Genomic DNA, 16,496 nt, shown 5'->3' with positions numbered 1-16,496 from the left:
GCCAGGAACGCTGGCGCAGTTACAACCTGATCTGCAGCTTTTACCTCGTGGGATTGAGGCTAGTTACAGAATTAGTTACACCCCCGGAGTCAGAACGGTACGTCGTCGTCGAGATCGTCGGCGAAGCCGCCGCCCGGACCACCACTCTGCCCGCCGCCGAAGCCACCGCGGCCGCCGCCGGACGCACCACCAGACGAACCGCCGCGGCTGCCGCCGCCGCCGTAGCTGCCGCTCGACCCGCCACCGAAGTCGTCGCCGCCGCCCCAGTCGTTGCCGCCACCGCTACGGCCGCCACCGCCGCCGCCCTGGCCGCCGTTGGGACCGTCGAGCATGGTCAGCACGCTGTTGAAGCCCTGCAGCACGATCTCGGTCGAATATTTGTCCTGACCGTTCTGGTCTTGCCATTTGCGGGTCTGGAGCTGGCCCTCGATATAGACCTTCGATCCCTTGCGCAGGAACCGCTCGGCGACGTTGGCGAGGCCTTCGTTGAAGATCGCGACCGAATGCCATTCGGTCTTTTCCTTGCGCTCGCCGGTGTTGCGGTCCTTCCACGATTCGGACGTGGCGATGCGCAGGTTCACCACCTTGCCGCCGTTTTGGAAGCTGCGGCTTTCGGGGTCGCGCCCCAGGTTGCCGACCAGAATGACCTTGTTGACGCTGCCCGCCATGAAATGCCCCGAAATGCCTAGAGGCCGGCGAACACCGCCAGCCAGTATGTGATACCGGCCATGATGTAGGCGGCGGCGAACAAATAGCCAACCATGAACAGCGGCCACTTCCACCCGTTCGTCTCGCGTCGGGTCACGGCGATCGTGCTGATGCACTGCGGTGCGAAGACGAACCACATCAGGAAGGCGAGCGCGGTCGGCAGCGTCCAGCGGCCGCGGATCTGGTCGGTGATGCGGTCGGTGCCGCTGCCATCCTTGTCGTCGATCGCATAGACCGTGCCGATCGCCGACACCGCGACTTCACGCGCCGCCATCGCCGGCAACAGCGCCAGCGCGATGTCGCGGTTGAAGCCGATCGGCTTGACGACATATTCGATGCCATGGCCGATCCGGCCGGCGACCGAATAGTCGACCGGACTGATCCCGCTGCCCTCGGGCGGCTTGGGGAAGCTGAGCAGCAGCCACAGCACCACGGTCGTCGCCGCGATGATCGTGCCGGCGCGCTTCAGGAAGATCACCGCGCGCTGCCACAGCCCCAGCGCGACGTCGCGCATCCGCGGCATCTGATATTTGGGCATTTCCATCATGAAGCCCGACGATGCGCCCTTGGTGACGGTACGCCGCAGGATCAGTGCCGCGACATAGGCGCCGGCGATGCCGGTGATGAGCAGCCCGAACATCACGACGCCCTGCAACCGCACGAAGGGCAGCAGCGGCGTGTTGGGGATCATCGCGCCGATGATGAGGGTGTAGACCGGCCAGCGTGCGCTGCACGTCATCAGCGGCGCGATCAGGATGGTGGTCAGCCGATCCTTCTCGTCGTCGATCACGCGCGTCGCCATGATGCCGGGAACGGCGCAGGCGAAGCTCGACAGCAGCGGAATGAACGCGCGTCCCGACAGGCCGACGGTCGCCATCAACCGGTCCATCAGGAACGCCGCCCGGACCATATAGCCCGACGATTCGAGCACGAGGATGAAGAGGAACAGGATCAGGATCTGCGGCAGGAAGACGATCACCGCGCCGACGCCAGCGATCAGCCCGTCGGTCAGCAGCGAGCGGACGAAGCCGTCGGGCATCGCGCTCTTGATCGCATCCTGTAGCGCGCCGAAGCCGGCATCGATCGCGTCGGCGGGCACGGTCGCCCAGGTGAACACCGCCTGGAACATCACGAACAGGATCGTCACCAGCAGCAGCGGCCCCGCGACCGGGTGCAGCGCCACCGCGTCGAGCGCATGCGCCCAGCGCCGCCCCGCCGTCTCCGACACCGTCGCCGCCGCGGCGATCTGCCGCGCGCGGCGTTGCAGCGTCACGATATCCTCGTCGATGCTGCCATCCGAGGGCCGCAGGCGCGTCGCCGCGCCGCCGACCAGAATCGATCCCAGCGCCGCCCGCAGGCCGTCCAGCCCGCGCTTGCGCACCGCGACGGTCGCAATCACCGGCACGCCCAGCTCGCGCTCCAGCACTGCCGCATCGAGCGTCAGCCCGTCGCGTTCGGCAAGATCGACCATGTTGAGCGCGACGACCACCGGCAGGCCGAGCGCGATCAGCTGCAAGGTGAAGCGCAGATGGTTGTCGAGATTGGCCGCGTCGACCACCACCACCAGCGCGTCGGGCAGGCGTTCCAGGCTGCTCGCGCCGGTGACGACGTCGCGCGTCACGCGTTCGTCGGGGCTGGAGGGTTCGAGGCTGTAGGCGCCGGGCAGGTCGATCAGCTCGACCGGGCGACCATCGTCCAGCACCAGCCGGCCCGAATGGCGCTCGACGGTGACGCCGGGATAATTGCCGACCTTCTGTCGCGCGCCCGTCAGCGCGTTGAACAGCGCGCTCTTGCCGGCATTGGGATTGCCGACCAGCGCCACCAGCGGGGCTGCATGCACGGTCTGCGTCGGCTTATTCGGCGCCGGCCGGCAGCGCGACGTGGACGGCTCCCGCGACCGCGCGGCGCAGCGCGACGGTCATCCGCCCGATCCGGCAGGCGATTGGGCCGTTGCCCAGCGAGGCGCGGTGCAGCACCTCCACCGACACGCCCTCATCGAAACCCAGTTCGCGCAACCGCCGCGCCTCGGGCGCAGCGAGTCGCGCCCAGTCGATCCCCGCCACCGTCGCCGGCTGACGCCGGGGCAGCGAGACGAGATCAAGGGATGGCGTACGCGACATATCCATGCTGCGAGTGATTATCATTTACGCAGGGGCGAGTAAAGGGTGCGTCTCCGACCTATCGGGATGCGACGCGGCGCGCAGCCTACAGTCCGTCATCCCGGAACACGTCCGGGATGACGGAGTGCTCACACCACCGGATACCGCAGCCGCCCGACGAAGCGCGACAGGCTGGGCCGGTGCTCGTAGCGCTTGACGAACCCCGCCTTGGCCTTCTCGAACCGCATGATCCCGTCGATCCGCCGCGACAGGAAGGCGCGCGCGTCGGCCTGCCCCTCGCTGTCGTCGTCCAGGAACACCGTGATCGTCGCGGTATAGACGCCGAGCAGGATCGTCCGCTTCGTGTAGTGGTTGTAATCGGTCGCGGTATCGCCGGCCATGCGCCACATCGTATCGACGCTGCGCCAGCCGAGCTTCGCCGCCCGCGCGACATTCTGCGGCATGGCGAGGATGGTCAGCGCGCGGCGTAGCGCCTCGCGATCGGGAGCCAAAGCGTCGAGCCGCGACTCGACCAGTCCCGCGATGCGTTCGCGAATCTTCATCGTCGCAAGGCGTTCTGGCGGGAGCGCGCCCGCCATCGCCGCATCGATATGCGCGAACCAGGCATCGATCATGTCGACCGCACCGCCGGAAAAAGCGAGTCGTGCGACGTCGCGGTCGATCCCCGCCGCCTCGGCCGCCATATCGCGCGCGGCGTCGCCCCAGCCGTCGAAGGCGGCGTTGGCGGCGATGCCGGGGGCGAGCGCCACGCGAATCTCGTCGAGCGTCAGGTCGCTGGTGTCGATCGTATCCTGGGTCATGCCGCCATCTCCTGCGCCTGCGCACGCGCCGGTGCAACCTCGGCGCGGCGCACCAATACCAGCGCCACCGCGACCAACGCCACGCCGATCCAATCGGCTCCCTGCAACCGCTCGCCATAGGCGATCCAGCCCACCGCGCCGGCGACGATCGGCTGGATCAGCAGCGCGATGCCGACGATCAGCGGCGACATGCGGCCCAGCGCATAGATCATGCAGCCCTGCCCGAAGACCTGGCTGACGAGGGCGAGGCCGAGCAGCGCGCTCCAATGCCCCGGCCACACACGCTCGCCGAGCAATACCGCGAACACGAGCAGCGGCAGCGCCGTTGCGCAGCTCGCCAGCGTCAGCGCCGGCAGCGGTCGCATCGTTTCGCGCACCTTGGCCATCATGATGAAATAGACGGTGTAGAGGATGCCGGCGACGATGCAGAGAAGGTCGCCCGCCAGGTTGCGCGGATCGACCTGGTACGACCGGCCCATCAGCAGCCCGGCACCGACCGCCGCGAGCAGCAGCGCGATCCCCTGTCCGCGCGATGGCCAGGCGCGCGCCACCAGGAATCCGTACAGCGGATAGATCAGGATCGCCGAATTGCCGAAAAGCGTCGCATTGGCCATCGTCGTGCGCACGATGCCGAGGTGCCAGCTCGCCAGATCGGCGGCGAAGGCGACGCCCCCGACGGCGATCAGTAGCCACAGCCCGCCCGGCATCCGCACCGGCCGGGCGCCTGCCGCCAGCGACAATGCGGCGAGGAAGGGAATCGCCAGCGTGATCCGCCAGAACCCCGCCGCCACCGGCCCGACATCGGCCAACCGCACGAACCACGGCCCGAATGCGAGCGCGATATTCGCCAGGATCAGCGCGACGAAGCCCAGCGCGGGCGCGGTGTCCGTAGCGGCAACCGGCACCGTTGGCGCAGGCACAGTTTTTCTTGTGGGGTCGGGCCGATGCATGCCGCCCTGTAGCGCCCTATCTTCCCCGCGTCAGGCCACTAACGGAGCATCCATGCCGAGCCTTTTCGACCCCATCCAGCTTGGCGATATCCACGCCGCCAACCGCATCTTCATGTCGCCGCTGACCCGCGGCCGCTCGACCGACGGCCATGTGCCGACCGAGATCATGATCGACTATTACCGCCAGCGCGCCAGCGCCGGCCTCATCATCACCGAAGGCACCGGCGTCAGCCAGGAAGGGCTGGGCTGGCCCAACGCGCCGGGCCTGTGGACCGAGGAACAGGTCGAGGCGTGGAAGCCGGTGACCGCGGCGGTGCATGAGGCGGGCGGCAAGATCGTCGCGCAGATCTGGCACATGGGCCGCCTGTCGCGCCCCGACGTGATCGGCATGACGCCGCTGTCGTCCTCGGCGACGCGCGCGCCCTATCACAAGGAGCCGAACCCCTATGGCGAGGCGCGCGCCGCGACGCTCGACGATATCACCCGCGTGCAGGACGATTACGCGACGGCCGCGCGCAATGCGATCCGCGCCGGATTCGATGGCGTGCAGCTGCACGGCGCCAATGGCTATCTGATCGACCAGTTTCTGCGCGACGGCACCAACCATCGCGACGACGATTACGGCGGCAGCCCGGAAAACCGCATTCGCTTCATGCGCGAATCGGTGGCGCGCGTCGCCGATGCGATCGGTGCGGGCCGCACCGGCATCCGCCTGTCACCCAACGGCGAGACGCAGGGCGCCGACGACAGCGATCCTGCCAGCGTCTTCGTCCCCGCCGCCGCGGCGCTCGACGCGCTCGGCATCGCCTTCCTCGAACTGCGCGAACAGGGCCCCGACGGCACGTTCGGCAAGAGCGACGTGCCCAAGCTCAGCCCCGAAATCCGCAAGGTCTTCAAGGGGCCGCTGGTGCTGAACCAGGATTATGACGGCGCCAGCGCACAGGCCGACCTGGATTCGGGCGTCGCGGATGCGATCGCCTTCGGTCGCAAATATATCGCCAACCCCGATCTGGTCGAACGCCTGCGCCAGGGCGCGCCGCTCAACCAGGACGACCCGAAGACCTGGTATAGCAAGGGCCGCGAGGGCTACACCGACTATCCCGCGCTGGAAACGCAGGACGCGTAATCCGCCTGCCCCTCCTCCGGTCGCGCCGGGGGAGGGATATCGGCCTCAGCCGATCATCTTCTTGAGGTCTGCCGGCGCCAAGCGCCGCACGTCGAGCGCATCGACGCCCGCGATCAGCACCCGACCCATGCGCCGGTCGCCGCTGTCGATCTCGATCCCCTCGACCGTCGAGCGCAGCGCGAGCCAGGCGATCTCGCACACCGTGATCCTCTTGCCATAGCGGCGCATCACCGCGACGCGGCCCGCGCGATCGACCGCCAGCGCGCCCACGCCATCGGCGCCGACCACCGCGCCCAACGTCTCGAAGCCCCCAAGCGCCTCGTCCGCCGCCGCGGCGGCCTCTTCGGGCGATTCGATCCGCCCGACGCGTCCACGGCGCACCGCCCAGACGATGCCGCCGACGACCAGCAGCACCACCAGGCCGGCGATCAGCGCGATCCCGATCGCCGTCTCATCGAACCGCATGGCCGGATCACTGCCCGCCGGCGAGTGCGTCCAGCGTCGGGCGCATCCCCGACAGATCGTAGCCGGCGGCGCGCGCCTGGGCGACGAGCAGCTCTGGGTTGCGCCCCGCCTTCGCAGCGGCCAGCGCCCACAGGTTGCAGCTGCGCGTCCCCGACCGGCAATAGGCGAGCACGGGCCCGTCCGCGCCGACCAGCGCCTGCGTCATCGCGTCGATCTGCGGGTGCGAGAAGCCGGCATGCGTGATCGGGATCGCGACATAGGTCAGGCCCGCCGCCGCCGCCGCAGCGCGGATCGCCTCGCCCGCCGGCTGGCCCGCTTCCTCCTCGTCGGGGCGGTTGTTGACGATACCCACAAAGCCCGCCGCCTTGATCGCCGCCATGTCCTCCGGCGTGATCTGGGGGGCGACGCTGATGGATTCGTTGATCGTGCGGATATCGGCCATCCGGTCCCGTTACGCGATCAACCGAGCCGCGTCAGCCGTTTTGGTCGCGGTCCGGCAGGATTTTAGTGCAGCGATCGCCCGGTCCACAACCACCGTTCGTGTTGAGCCTGTCGAAGCACAGGCGTCCCCACGCGCGACGCCGCGCGGGGTAGCATGCCCTTCGACAGGCTCAGGGCGAACGGGGGACTTGGCTCGCCGCTAATCCGCCGCGCGGATCACCTCCAGAAACGCATCCCCATACGCCTCCAGCTTCCGCGCGCCGATGCCGGACAGGTGCATCAGTGCCGAGCGGCTGGTCGGCCGCTGCGCCGCCATCTCGCGCAGCACCGAATCGTGGAAGATGACATAGGGCGGCACGCCGGCCTCCTTGGCCAGATCGCGGCGGCAGGTCCGTAGCGCCTCGAACAGCGGATTGTCGGCCGGGTTGATCGCCACGCCCGCGTCGCGCTTCTTGCCCCGGACCCGCTTGGGCGGCAGCACCAGCATCACCCGTGCGCCCTCCTTCAGGATCGGCCGCGCACCGGGGCCGAACTCCAGCCCGCCATGGGCATTCGTACGCAACGCATCGCGCAGCAGCAGCGCGCGCGCCACCGGCTTGACCAGCGCCGCTTCCTCGCCCGTGACGATGCCCCACACCGACAGCGCCTCATGCCCGCGATCGACGCTGCGGTCGGTCGACTGGCCCAGCAGCACCTGCTCGATATAGCCCGCGCCGAACAGCTGGCCGGTGCGGAAGACGGCGGACAGGAATTTCTGCGCGACCGTCGTCGCATCGACCGCATCGGGGGACCCCAGGCAATTGTCGCAATTGCCGCAGTCTTCGATGAGGTCTTCGCCAAAGTGCTTCAGCAGGATGCGACGCCGGCAGCCCGCCGTCTCGACCAGCGCCCCCAGCGCGGCCAGCCGCGTCCGTTCGCCGGCCTGCCGCTCAGGCTCGACCTCGCCGATCCGCTGGCGCGCACGCGCGAAATCCTCCGCGCCCCAGAACAGATGCGCGACCGCCGGATCGCCGTCGCGCCCTGCACGGCCGGTTTCCTGATAATAGGCCTCGATCGATTTCGGCAGGCCGGCGTGCGCGACGAAGCGGACGTCGGGCTTGTCGATGCCCATGCCGAACGCGACCGTGGCGCAGATCACCATGTCTTCGCTAGCGACGAAATCCGCCTGGTTTTTCGCGCGGATATGCTGCTCCAGCCCCGCATGATAGGCGCGGGTCGGCCGGCCGGTGCGGGCGAGCGCCTCCGCCAGTTTCTCCGTCGCCGCACGCGTCTGGGCATAGACGATGCCGGGGCCGGGCGTACTGGCGATCACGTCGGCGATCTGCTTGGTCGTGTTCGCCTTGGGGCTGATCGCATAGCGGATATTGGGCCGGTCGAAGCCCGACACGATCAGCCCGTCCTGCGGGATGCCGAGCTGCGCGAGGATATCGGCGCGGGTATGCGCGTCCGCCGTCGCGGTCAGCGCCAGCCGCGGCACGTCCGGGAACGCGTCCATCAGCGGTGCGAGCAGGCGATAATCGGGGCGGAAATCGTGCCCCCATTCGCTGACGCAATGCGCCTCGTCGATCGCGAACAGGCTGAGCTTCGCGCTGCCCAGCAGCTCGCGGAAATGCCCGGTCGAAGCGCGTTCGGGTGCGATATAGAGCAGGTCGAGTTCGCCAGCCTTAAACCGCGCGATCGTCTCGCCACGATTCTGGTCGGCGCTGGTCAGCGTGCCCGCGCGAATGCCCACCGCTTCGGCGGCACGCAGCTGGTCGTGCATCAGTGCAATGAGCGGCGAGACGACGACGCACGTCCCCTCCAGCATCACCGACGGCAGCTGGTAGCACAGCGACTTGCCCGCGCCGGTCGGCATCACCCCCAGCGTCCGCTCGCCGGCTAGCACCCGCGACACCACCTCTTCCTGCACGCCGCGGAACCCCGCAAAGCCGAAGACGCGGGACAGGGTGGGCAGGGGATCGGGACGCATTACCGGCTCATGTAGGCGGGACGGGCCGCAGCGTCGAGGCGTAGGCTAAGCCATCTGCCCGACGCCGTCGCCTGCCTCGTTGGACGGGCACATCATAAAGACAGCGCACCCTGTCGATGGCGAAGAGCGTCGACCTTATCGGACAGGCGCATCTTCTGCTCTGCTTTGTCCCTTGCCGTTACCGACATCAAGTCGATCAGACGGTTTAGACCCTCCACATCGGCAACCTTCATGAACTCTTTCGCCTTGTTGACGAACACGACGGACTTTTTGTCTGCGGAGAGCAATTCGATGACATTCGAAAGCGTGCCCGTGCTGCGTGTATCCCAGATCATGAGTCCGTAATCGGCGGCTTCCGCCATCGCGATGTCCTTGGCAGTGAACCACCGGCGCGTGCCCGGCGGAGCATCGGGATAAATATGCTCGACGGGCCAATCTCCGACATTGTTACGCGGGCGGTCTCCGCTGCAGTAGACCGTAACGGAGCGCGCTTGTCGATCCAGCAACACGCGCTGGATTGCCGTATCGGCGCCATCGGCATCGCCCACCACGACCGCCATATCGCGGTCGACGGCATTCCCGATCCGATCGCAGACGACAGGGTGCAATCGGCTGATCGCGATGGATCCGGCGATGAAGACCGTCCCGCTGGTGGGCACTGTTATCTCCAAGTCAACACAGCCACATAGATGCGCCCGATCCTGTGCGAGGTCCGCAACGCGGCGCACGCGGCGTCGAGAGAAGCACCAGTATGGATCAGATCGTCGATCAGCAACACATCGACGGGGCCGTCAGCCAGGCCAGCGTCGTGGACTGAAAACGCATCGGCCAGCACGGCATCCTTATCCGATCGGTTGGTCAGGTCTTTGAGCTGTGACGTGGCGGTTTTTTGGAGCAGGGCGCCGTCCATCCGAATGCCGAGGATGCGGCTGACCTCCGTTGCAAGCTCCGTCACGGGCTGGCGCGGCCGTACGGCGGATGCAGGCATCGGAACGATGACATCGAACCGCGGAAGAGTGGCCTGTATCTGTTTCGCCAAGGCATCGGCCAGTGCCGGGACGTATTGCCAGCCGCCGCGATATTTCAGCTGAAACAAAGCCTCGCCAATGTCGGTACGCTTTGTGTCGAACTGCGGATTCCCATTGTCGTCGTCGCCGAGATACGTGCTCGACACGGTGTGCTTGTCGAGTGCGAAGCCTTGGTCCCAAAGGCCATCGATTATCTTCATTATAAGACATCCCCGTCACGTTGCGTGGGGAAGCCGTATGAAGATTATGCCTCAGCGCTGAAGGTCGTAGCTGATCCGTTTTGGCGGCGTCACTCCGCCGCCAACGCACCCTCACCGGCGCCGGCGACATCCTCGTCGTCGCGCTCCTGGGCCTGGCGTGCCCACATTTCGGCGTAGAGCCCGCTGCGCTTCAGCAGTTCCGCGTGCGTGCCGCGCTCCGCCACCCGGCCACCGTCGAGGACGACGATCTGGTCGGCATGCACCACCGTTGACAGCCGGTGCGCAATGACGATCGTCGTGCGACCGCGCTCGATCGCCTTCAGCGTGTCGAGGATCTCCGCCTCGGTGCGGCTGTCGAGCGCGCTGGTCGCTTCGTCCAATATCAGGATCGGCGGGTTCTTCAGCAGCGTGCGCGCGATCGCGACGCGCTGCTTCTCGCCGCCCGACAGCTTCAGTCCGCGCTCGCCCACGCGGGTCGCGAAGCCATCGGGCTGGCGTTCGATGAAGCCGGCGATCGCCGCACCCGACGCGGCCTGGGCGATCTCCGCGTCCGACGCGCCTTCGCGGCCATAGCCGATGTTGTAGCCGATCGTGTCGTTGAACAGCACGGTGTCCTGCGGCACGATGCCGATCGCGGTGCGCAGGGAGGCTTGCGTCACGGTGCGCACGTCCTGGCCGTCGATCGTGATCGCGCCTGCGTCGACATCGTAAAAGCGGTACATCAGCCGCGCGAGCGTCGACTTGCCCGCGCCCGATGGCCCCACCACCGCCAGCGTCGTGCCCGCCGGAATGTCGAGGTCGAGGCCCTTCAGGATTTCGCGATCCGCGTCATAGCCGAAATGCACGTCCTCGAACCGCACGCGCCCGCGATCCACCACCAGCGGCGCGGCGTTCGGTGCGTCGACGACCTCGGCGGGCGTATCGATCAGCGCGAACATGCTCGCCATGTCGATCACGCCCTGGCGGATCGTACGATAGACCATGCCCAGCAGGTCGAGCGGCCGGAACAGCTGCGACAGCAAGGTCGATACGAACACCACGTCGCCCGCGGAAAACCGCCCCTGGCTCCACCCCCAGGCGACATAGGCCATGCCGCCGCCGAGCATCGCGTTGGTGATCAGCGCCTGCCCGACGTTGAGCCATGCGAGGCTGTTTTCCGACTTGGTCGCCGCGGCGGCATAGGCGCTGATCGCCGCGTCGTAGCGCTTCGCTTCACGCTCCTCGGCCCCGAAATATTTGACCGTCTCGAAATTCAGCAGCGAATCGACCGCATGCGCGACCGCGCCGGTGTCGAGATCATTCATCTGCGCCCGCAACGCGTTGCGCCAGTCGGTCACCTTCTGCGTGAAGACGATATAGATCGCGACCATCGCCACCGTCGCGGCGACCAGCGGCCAGCCGAAGCTGGTCCAGAAGATCGTCAACACCATGGCCAGCTCCAGCACCGTCGGCGCGATGTTGAACAGCAGGAAATACAGCATCGTATCGATGCTCTTGGTGCCGCGTTCGACCACCTTGGTGACGGCGCCGGTGCGCCGTTCCAGATGGAAGCGCAGCGACAGGCCGTGCAGGTGACGGAAGACGCTCGCCGCGAGGCGCCGCGTCGCATCCTGCCCGACGCGTTCGAACACCGCGTTGCGCAGATTGTCGAACAGCGTCGTCGAAAAGCGCGAGGCGGCATAGCCGATCACCAGCAGCACGACGATCGTGACGAGGCTTCGGTCGCCGACGCTCATCCGGTCGACCGCATATTTCAGCGTATAGGCCGCACCGAAGACCTGAACGATCTTGCTCGCGACGACGAGCAGCATCGCGACGACGATGCGCGCCTTCAGCCCCGTTTCACCCGCAGGCCACAGATAGGGGAGGAAACGGCGCAGCGTCGGCAGCAACGGCTGGTCGGCGCGGGTCTGGCTGGTCGGATCGGTGGGCGGCATTGCCGCTTATGTAGGCACGGCGCCCCGGCGAAGAAAGCGCGGCGCGGAACATACTAGCGCCCTCGCGAATTTTACCAGTTGACAAGCGAGGGCATCATGGAACCGTTGTTCTACGTGATGGCGATCATGGGCTGCGGCGACGGCAACGTCCAATGCACCGAGGCTCGGGTCGTCCCGATCCACTATCAGTCGATGGCGCAATGCCGGGCGGCACTGCCTGATCAGCTCGCACGCAACACGGACGTGCCCTATCCGATGATCGGCGCGCAATGCCGTACGTCGGGCGCGCAGATCGCAAAGGCGGACATCAAGCCGCGTCGGTCGTAACCCGTCTTCAGCGACACGGGGTGGCCGTCATTCCGGCGGAGGCCTGGGTTTTCCAGCATTATGAGACGGCAGGGGCCGGGAAAGGTTCTGGCCCGCCTTGGGGTGACGCGTCCCGGACGGACGCGTCACCCCATGCGGTTTTAGCCGGCATCCTCCATGCGGAACGTCAGCGTCATCGTCCGCCACGCCTCGACCGGCACGTTGCCGCGTGTCGCCGGCTTGAAGCGCCAGGCCTTCAGCGCCCGTTCCTGCGTCGTGCGCCAGAAGGCATCACTGGTCGCGCTGACCTGTTCGATCTGCTTCACGCGCCCGTCGATGCCGACCAGCACGCGCACCGTCACGCGCCCATCGCGATTGGCGCGGCGTTCGACCGCGGGATAATCCGGCTGGAAGGCGTCAGCGTAGCGCGAATCGATGCTGGGGCCGACAAACGGCAGTGGCGCGGGCGGTGCCGGCGCCTCGACTGCCGGCCCGGGATCGGTGCCGATGATCTTGGTCGGTGCCGGTGGCGTCGGGATCGTCGTTAGGGCCAGGTCGGTCGGGTTGGTCGGCACCGAAATTTCCGGCACGGGTGCCAAGATCGTCTCGGTCGCATGATGCGGCGCCGTTTCGGCTGGCTTCACCTCGGGGATCGGCGGCGGAGGTGGCGGGTCGAGCGGGATATTGCCGATGACCAGCACATGGTCGGGCCCCTCGGGCAGGATCTTCGGCCCCGCGAACATCAGCGCCGCGACCAACGCGGCGTTGATCGCGATGGCAGCGGTCAGGCCGCCGGGGTTGAAACGGGTCGGCTTGGCGTAGCGGTCTGCATACATCGTCCGTCTCCTCTCTGTCGGGTCGCCCTCGACCGGGGCGACGCCGCTCAGACATGAAACGTTACACCATAACATATGATCGTCAAGGGGTTGGGCGATGCCGCTTTGCGTCGCAGAGGCGGACAGGCAGAGGAGAAAGGGCTCACGCCTAAGCGGGACGCCAGCCCGCGCGATTCATCCGTCCGAATGGCGATCTTGGCGCGCCGGAGAAGCGTGACCGAACTTATCCAGCTGCGTCCCGGAGGCGTGCGATGGCGCGCGGCTGGCCGATAAGCGGCAACAGCGCCGCCATGTCGGGCCCATGGTCCAGCCCGGTCAATGCTTGGCGCAGCGGTAGAAACAGCGCCTTGCCCTTGCGGCCCGTCGCCGTCTTGAGCGCTGTCGTCAGCGCTGCCCAGGCGTCGTCACCCCAGTCCAAGCCCTCTGCCACCGCCGCCGCGTTAGCGAGGTAGGCACGCGCCTCGTCGTCCTGCATCGGCGCGGCGATCGGCCCCTCGATTACCTGCCACCAGTCTGCCGCCTCGGCGACGCGCGACAGGTTCGGCCGCACCGCATCCCATTCCGCCACGCCCATCCCGTCGGGCAGCCGATCGGCGACCGCGTCATAGGCCAGTTGATGGACGATCCGCGCATTCACCTGCGCCAGTTCCGCCTCGTCGAATCGCGCCGGCGCGCGGCCGAAGCGCGCGAAGTCGAAGGCGGCGATCAGCGGTGCGGGATCGACCATCGGCTCGACCGGATCGCTCGTCCCGATCCGCGCGAGCAGCGCGACGACCGCCTGCGGCTCGATCCCCGCGTCGCGAAAATGCGCGACGCCCAGCGATCCCAGACGCTTGGACAATTTGCCCTCGGCGCCGGTCAGCAGCGCTTCGTGCGCGAAGGCGGGTGGCGTGACGCCCATCGCATCGAACATCTGCAATTGCAGCGCGGTGTTGGACACATGGTCCTCGCCGCGCACGACATGGGTGATGCCCAGATCGGCATCGTCGATCGCCGATGGCAGCATATACAGCCACGATCTGTCGGCGCGCCGCACGACGGGATCGCTCATCGTCTTCGCATCGAAGCTCTGCGGGCCGCGGATCAGATCGTCCCAGTGGATCAGTGCGTCATGATCCAGCTTGAACCGCCAGTGCGGCGCGACGCCATCCGCCTCAAACTGCGCCTTTTGCGTATCGCTCAGCGCCAGCGCCGCGCGATCGTAGACCGGCGGCAGGCCGCGCCCGAGCAGGATCTTGCGCTTCAGGTCCAGTTCCTGCGCGCTCTCATAGGCCGGATAGATCCGCCCCGCCGCGACCAGCGCATCGAACCGCGCCTGATACAGCGCGAATCGCTCCGACTGGCGCACCTCGGCATCGGGCGTCAGGCCCAGCCAGGCGAGATCGGCGCGGATGCCGTCGACGAACCGCTCCTCGGACCGCTCGGCATCGGTATCGTCGATGCGCAGCACGAACCGGCCGCGCTGCCCCCGCGCGAACATCCAATTGTGCAGCCCCGCCCGGATATTGCCGACGTGGAGCATGCCGGTGGGAGAGGGGGCGAAGCGGGTGATGACGGTCATGCCCGCGCTCCTACCGCCGCGGGCGGGCGAAGCGAAGCGGTTTGCGAAAGGCGCCATCGACGATAAAGGGCGGCGCAAGGGAGCCCAGCGCATGAAACTGATCACCGGCAATTCGAACCTTCCGCTCGCGCAGGCGATCGCGAACTATCTCGAAAGCCCGTTGACCGACGCGCTGGTCCGCCGGTTCGCCGACGAGGAGATCTTCGTCGAAATCCAGGAGAATGTGCGCGGCGAGGACGTGTTCGTGCTCCAATCGACCGGCTTCCCGGCGAACGACAATCTGATGGAACTGCTGATCATTATCGATGCGTTGAAGCGTGCATCGGCCAAGCGCATCACGGCAGTCATCCCCTATATGGGCTATGCCCGCCAGGACCGGAAACCGGGGCCGCGCACGCCCATCTCGGCCAAGCTCGTCGCCAATCTGGTCACCGTCGCCGGCGCCGACCGCGTGCTGTCGGTCGACCTCCACGCCGGGCAGATCCAGGGATTCTTCGATATCCCGACCGACAATCTCTATGCCGCGCCGGTGATGAGCGCGGACATCCATGCGCGCTTCAAGGGTCGCAACCTGATGGTCGTCTCGCCCGACGTCGGTGGCGTCGTGCGTGCGCGCCAGCTCGCCAAGCGGCTCGACAACGCTCCGCTCGCGATCGTCGACAAGCGCCGCGAGCGCGCCGGCGAATCGGAGGTGATGAACATCATCGGCGACGTCGAAGGACGCTTCTGCATCTTGGTCGACGATATCGTCGATTCGGCGGGTACGCTGTGCAATGCGGCGGCGGCGCTGCGGCAGGCGGGGGCGGAGGATGTCGTCGCCTATGTCACCCACGGCGTCCTGTCGGGGGGCGCGGTCGCACGCGTCGAGGGATCGGTGCTGACCGAACTCGTCATCACCGATTCGATCGGCAATCACGAATCGATCGGCGCGACGTCGAAGATCCGCCACCTGCCGATCGCGCCGCTGCTGGGCGAGGCGATCAAGCGCATCGCCGACGAAACGAGCGTGTCGTCGCTGTTCGACTGACGGGCGCAGGCGCGGCCACTCACGCGCACAGCGTGACGCGACTGACGACGGCTTTACCGGCGTCAGCGCCTATCGCTGGCTGAGCGCGATGATGTGGTCGAACACCGCCGGGTGCAGCGGCTTGGCGAAGGCGCAGCCATATTGCGTCTTGTCCCGCCACGCGACCACGGCCTCCAGACCGGCCAGCCCCGGCAGCGTCAGCCAAACGATCGTGCCCGGCCATAGCGTAAACGACGTTTCGGCGCGGAACCCCATCAGCGACAGGTCGGTCACGTCGATTTCGAACCGGGTCTGCCCGCGATCGCGCAGGTGCGCGCGCATCGTCACCGCCTTGCGCAGCGATCGGCGCGACTCGGCGCCCTCCTCCGTCCCGTTGAGGGCGATGGGCTGGTACGGCGGCGTGAAGGTCGGCTGTTCCATGGCTGTATCGTGCCACGGAAGGCGTTACTTTTCTGCCAACGGCTCCCCGGCGGGCGCCCGCACCCCCTGCCGCCCGCGCCGCTTGAGTTCGGCCTTCAAGGCTTCGGGCCGGGGAGCGACCAGGAAGCCGAAGCTGACGTTGCCCTCGCGCGTCTCGATGACATGGTGCAGCCGATGCGCCTGGACGATCCGCTTCATGTAGCTGGACTTGGGCAGATAGCGCGTCGGAATCCGCTGATGGACGATGATGTCGTGGAAGCCGAAATAGATCGCGCCATAGGCTGCGATCCCCGCGCCGATCCATGCGAAGCCCGGCCACCAGCCCAGCTGTACCCCGCCGAGCAGCAGCACGAACGAGGGCACCGCGAAGATCGCGGCGTACAGGTCGTTTAGCTCCCAATTGCCTTCGCGCTTGGTGTGGTGGCTCGCATGCAGGAACCAGCCCGGCCCATGCATGATCCAGCGGTGCGCGGCATAGGCAAAGCCCTCCATGCCGATCACCGTCGCCAGAAACAGAAGGATGCCGATCGGCCAGGACATGCGTATTCCATCTAATGCGAAGCGTTTGCGATAACGATCGATCCCCGTGCTATATCCGGGGT

General features: G+C 67.2%; 18 protein-coding genes. 3 read left to right on the top strand and 15 right to left on the bottom strand.

The genetic code is table 11. From position 1 onward, the window contains the following. Positions 1–89 precede the first annotated feature (89 nt). The 5 genes from ssb to GGR47_RS16475 all read right to left on the bottom strand — a co-directional run bounded on the left by ssb (position 90) and on the right by GGR47_RS16475 (position 4,578). Positions 90–668, bottom strand: a complete 579-nt coding sequence (gene ssb / locus GGR47_RS16495) for a single-stranded DNA-binding protein (RefSeq protein WP_183949597.1) — start codon at positions 666–668, stop codon at positions 90–92. 17 nt (positions 669–685) lie between these two features. After that, positions 686–2,548, bottom strand: coding sequence for a ferrous iron transporter B (gene feoB, locus GGR47_RS16490; protein ID WP_183949596.1), 1,863 nt, complete (start codon positions 2,546–2,548; stop codon positions 686–688). A 13-nt stretch (positions 2,549–2,561) separates the two neighbouring features. After that, entirely contained in the window at positions 2,562–2,834 is a 273-nt protein-coding gene (locus GGR47_RS16485) for a FeoA family protein (protein WP_063686980.1), read from the bottom strand. 122 nt (positions 2,835–2,956) lie between these two features. Continuing rightward, positions 2,957–3,628 (bottom strand): COQ9 family protein, encoded by a 672-nt coding sequence (locus GGR47_RS16480; RefSeq protein WP_147036331.1) that lies wholly within the window; start codon positions 3,626–3,628, stop codon positions 2,957–2,959. Next, positions 3,625–4,578 carry a DMT family transporter gene (locus GGR47_RS16475; RefSeq protein ID WP_078462246.1) on the bottom strand — a complete coding sequence of 318 codons (954 nt, stop codon included), beginning with the start codon at positions 4,576–4,578 and terminating at the stop codon, positions 3,625–3,627. Before GGR47_RS16475 ends, GGR47_RS16480 begins: the two co-directional genes overlap by 4 nt. Positions 4,579–4,630: 52 nt before the next feature. On the opposite strand from GGR47_RS16475, the gene GGR47_RS16470 reads away from it, so the two are divergent. Further along, a complete protein-coding gene (locus tag GGR47_RS16470) occupies positions 4,631–5,704 on the top strand; it encodes an alkene reductase (protein WP_147036333.1) in 1,074 nt (357 codons plus the stop codon). A 45-nt stretch (positions 5,705–5,749) separates the two neighbouring features. Here GGR47_RS16470 and GGR47_RS16465 read toward each other — a convergent pair whose 3' ends face one another. The 6 genes from GGR47_RS16465 to GGR47_RS16440 form a co-directional block, all read right to left on the bottom strand. Beyond that, positions 5,750–6,169: a hypothetical protein gene (locus GGR47_RS16465; protein ID WP_063686974.1), complete on the bottom strand. Its 420-nt coding sequence runs from the start codon at positions 6,167–6,169 to the stop codon at positions 5,750–5,752. Between the two features lie 7 nt (positions 6,170–6,176). Next, a complete protein-coding gene (locus GGR47_RS16460) occupies positions 6,177–6,611 on the bottom strand; it encodes a protein tyrosine phosphatase family protein (protein WP_147036335.1) in 435 nt (144 codons plus the stop codon). 198 nt (positions 6,612–6,809) lie between these two features. Further along, entirely contained in the window at positions 6,810–8,579 is a 1,770-nt protein-coding gene (recQ, locus tag GGR47_RS16455) for a DNA helicase RecQ (protein WP_147036336.1), read from the bottom strand. A 92-nt stretch (positions 8,580–8,671) separates the two neighbouring features. Further along, positions 8,672–9,238, bottom strand: coding sequence for a hypothetical protein (locus GGR47_RS16450; RefSeq protein WP_063686968.1), 567 nt, complete (start codon positions 9,236–9,238; stop codon positions 8,672–8,674). Between the two features lie 2 nt (positions 9,239–9,240). Continuing rightward, entirely contained in the window at positions 9,241–9,807 is a 567-nt protein-coding gene (locus tag GGR47_RS16445) for a ComF family protein (RefSeq protein WP_147036338.1), read from the bottom strand. Between the two features lie 89 nt (positions 9,808–9,896). Continuing rightward, positions 9,897–11,744, bottom strand: coding sequence for an ABCB family ABC transporter ATP-binding protein/permease (locus GGR47_RS16440; RefSeq protein ID WP_147036340.1), 1,848 nt, complete (start codon positions 11,742–11,744; stop codon positions 9,897–9,899). Between the two features lie 96 nt (positions 11,745–11,840). On the opposite strand from GGR47_RS16440, the gene GGR47_RS16435 reads away from it, so the two are divergent. Then, positions 11,841–12,071 (top strand): hypothetical protein, encoded by a 231-nt coding sequence (locus tag GGR47_RS16435; RefSeq protein WP_017980462.1) that lies wholly within the window; start codon positions 11,841–11,843, stop codon positions 12,069–12,071. Between the two features lie 140 nt (positions 12,072–12,211). Here the strand turns inward: GGR47_RS16435 and GGR47_RS16430 are convergent, their stop codons facing one another. After that, the gene (locus GGR47_RS16430) at positions 12,212–12,886 is read right to left on the bottom strand and encodes an energy transducer TonB (protein WP_147036342.1); all 675 of its coding nucleotides are present in this window, start codon (positions 12,884–12,886) and stop codon (positions 12,212–12,214) included. 223 nt (positions 12,887–13,109) lie between these two features. Beyond that, positions 13,110–14,447: a glutamate--tRNA ligase gene (locus GGR47_RS16425; RefSeq protein WP_147036344.1), complete on the bottom strand. Its 1,338-nt coding sequence runs from the start codon at positions 14,445–14,447 to the stop codon at positions 13,110–13,112. A gap of 91 nt (positions 14,448–14,538) precedes the next feature. On the opposite strand from GGR47_RS16425, the gene GGR47_RS16420 reads away from it, so the two are divergent. Then, a complete protein-coding gene (locus GGR47_RS16420) occupies positions 14,539–15,474 on the top strand; it encodes a ribose-phosphate pyrophosphokinase (RefSeq protein WP_024310320.1) in 936 nt (311 codons plus the stop codon). Positions 15,475–15,543: 69 nt separating this feature from the next. On the opposite strand, the gene GGR47_RS16415 is transcribed toward GGR47_RS16420, so the two are convergent. Both GGR47_RS16415 and GGR47_RS16410 read right to left on the bottom strand, forming a co-directional pair. After that, entirely contained in the window at positions 15,544–15,894 is a 351-nt protein-coding gene (locus GGR47_RS16415) for a PilZ domain-containing protein (RefSeq protein ID WP_017980458.1), read from the bottom strand. Between the two features lie 24 nt (positions 15,895–15,918). Next, the gene (locus GGR47_RS16410; RefSeq protein WP_147036346.1) at positions 15,919–16,434 is read right to left on the bottom strand and encodes a sterol desaturase family protein; all 516 of its coding nucleotides are present in this window, start codon (positions 16,432–16,434) and stop codon (positions 15,919–15,921) included. Positions 16,435–16,496 lie beyond the last annotated feature (62 nt).

It is taken from the genome of Sphingomonas aquatilis (assembly GCF_014196115.1).
Classification (GTDB): domain Bacteria; phylum Pseudomonadota; class Alphaproteobacteria; order Sphingomonadales; family Sphingomonadaceae; genus Sphingomonas; species Sphingomonas aquatilis.
Note: the sequence above shows the minus strand (reverse complement) of the source record. Positions and strands in the feature narration are given on the sequence as shown.

Excerpts from the sequence above, each read along its gene's own strand:
- recQ (WP_147036336.1), bottom strand. The coding sequence starts at position 8,579 with ATGCGTCCCGATCCCCTGCCCACCCTGTCCCGCGTCTTCGGCTTTGCG.
- GGR47_RS16470 (WP_147036333.1), top strand. The coding sequence starts at position 4,631 with ATGCCGAGCCTTTTCGACCCCATCCAGCTTGGCGATATCCACGCCGCC.
- ssb (WP_183949597.1), bottom strand. The coding sequence starts at position 668 with ATGGCGGGCAGCGTCAACAAGGTCATTCTGGTCGGCAACCTGGGGCGC.
- GGR47_RS16430 (WP_147036342.1), bottom strand. The coding sequence starts at position 12,886 with ATGTATGCAGACCGCTACGCCAAGCCGACCCGTTTCAACCCCGGCGGC.
- GGR47_RS16435 (WP_017980462.1), top strand. The coding sequence starts at position 11,841 with ATGGAACCGTTGTTCTACGTGATGGCGATCATGGGCTGCGGCGACGGC.
- GGR47_RS16445 (WP_147036338.1), bottom strand. The coding sequence starts at position 9,807 with ATGAAGATAATCGATGGCCTTTGGGACCAAGGCTTCGCACTCGACAAG.
- GGR47_RS16440 (WP_147036340.1), bottom strand. The coding sequence starts at position 11,744 with ATGCCGCCCACCGATCCGACCAGCCAGACCCGCGCCGACCAGCCGTTG.
- GGR47_RS16485 (WP_063686980.1), bottom strand. The coding sequence starts at position 2,834 with ATGGATATGTCGCGTACGCCATCCCTTGATCTCGTCTCGCTGCCCCGG.
- GGR47_RS16410 (WP_147036346.1), bottom strand. The coding sequence starts at position 16,434 with ATGTCCTGGCCGATCGGCATCCTTCTGTTTCTGGCGACGGTGATCGGC.
- GGR47_RS16480 (WP_147036331.1), bottom strand. The coding sequence starts at position 3,628 with ATGACCCAGGATACGATCGACACCAGCGACCTGACGCTCGACGAGATT.
- GGR47_RS16425 (WP_147036344.1), bottom strand. The coding sequence starts at position 14,447 with ATGACCGTCATCACCCGCTTCGCCCCCTCTCCCACCGGCATGCTCCAC.
- GGR47_RS16460 (WP_147036335.1), bottom strand. The coding sequence starts at position 6,611 with ATGGCCGATATCCGCACGATCAACGAATCCATCAGCGTCGCCCCCCAG.
- GGR47_RS16415 (WP_017980458.1), bottom strand. The coding sequence starts at position 15,894 with ATGGAACAGCCGACCTTCACGCCGCCGTACCAGCCCATCGCCCTCAAC.
- GGR47_RS16420 (WP_024310320.1), top strand. The coding sequence starts at position 14,539 with ATGAAACTGATCACCGGCAATTCGAACCTTCCGCTCGCGCAGGCGATC.
- GGR47_RS16475 (WP_078462246.1), bottom strand. The coding sequence starts at position 4,578 with ATGCATCGGCCCGACCCCACAAGAAAAACTGTGCCTGCGCCAACGGTG.
- GGR47_RS16465 (WP_063686974.1), bottom strand. The coding sequence starts at position 6,169 with ATGCGGTTCGATGAGACGGCGATCGGGATCGCGCTGATCGCCGGCCTG.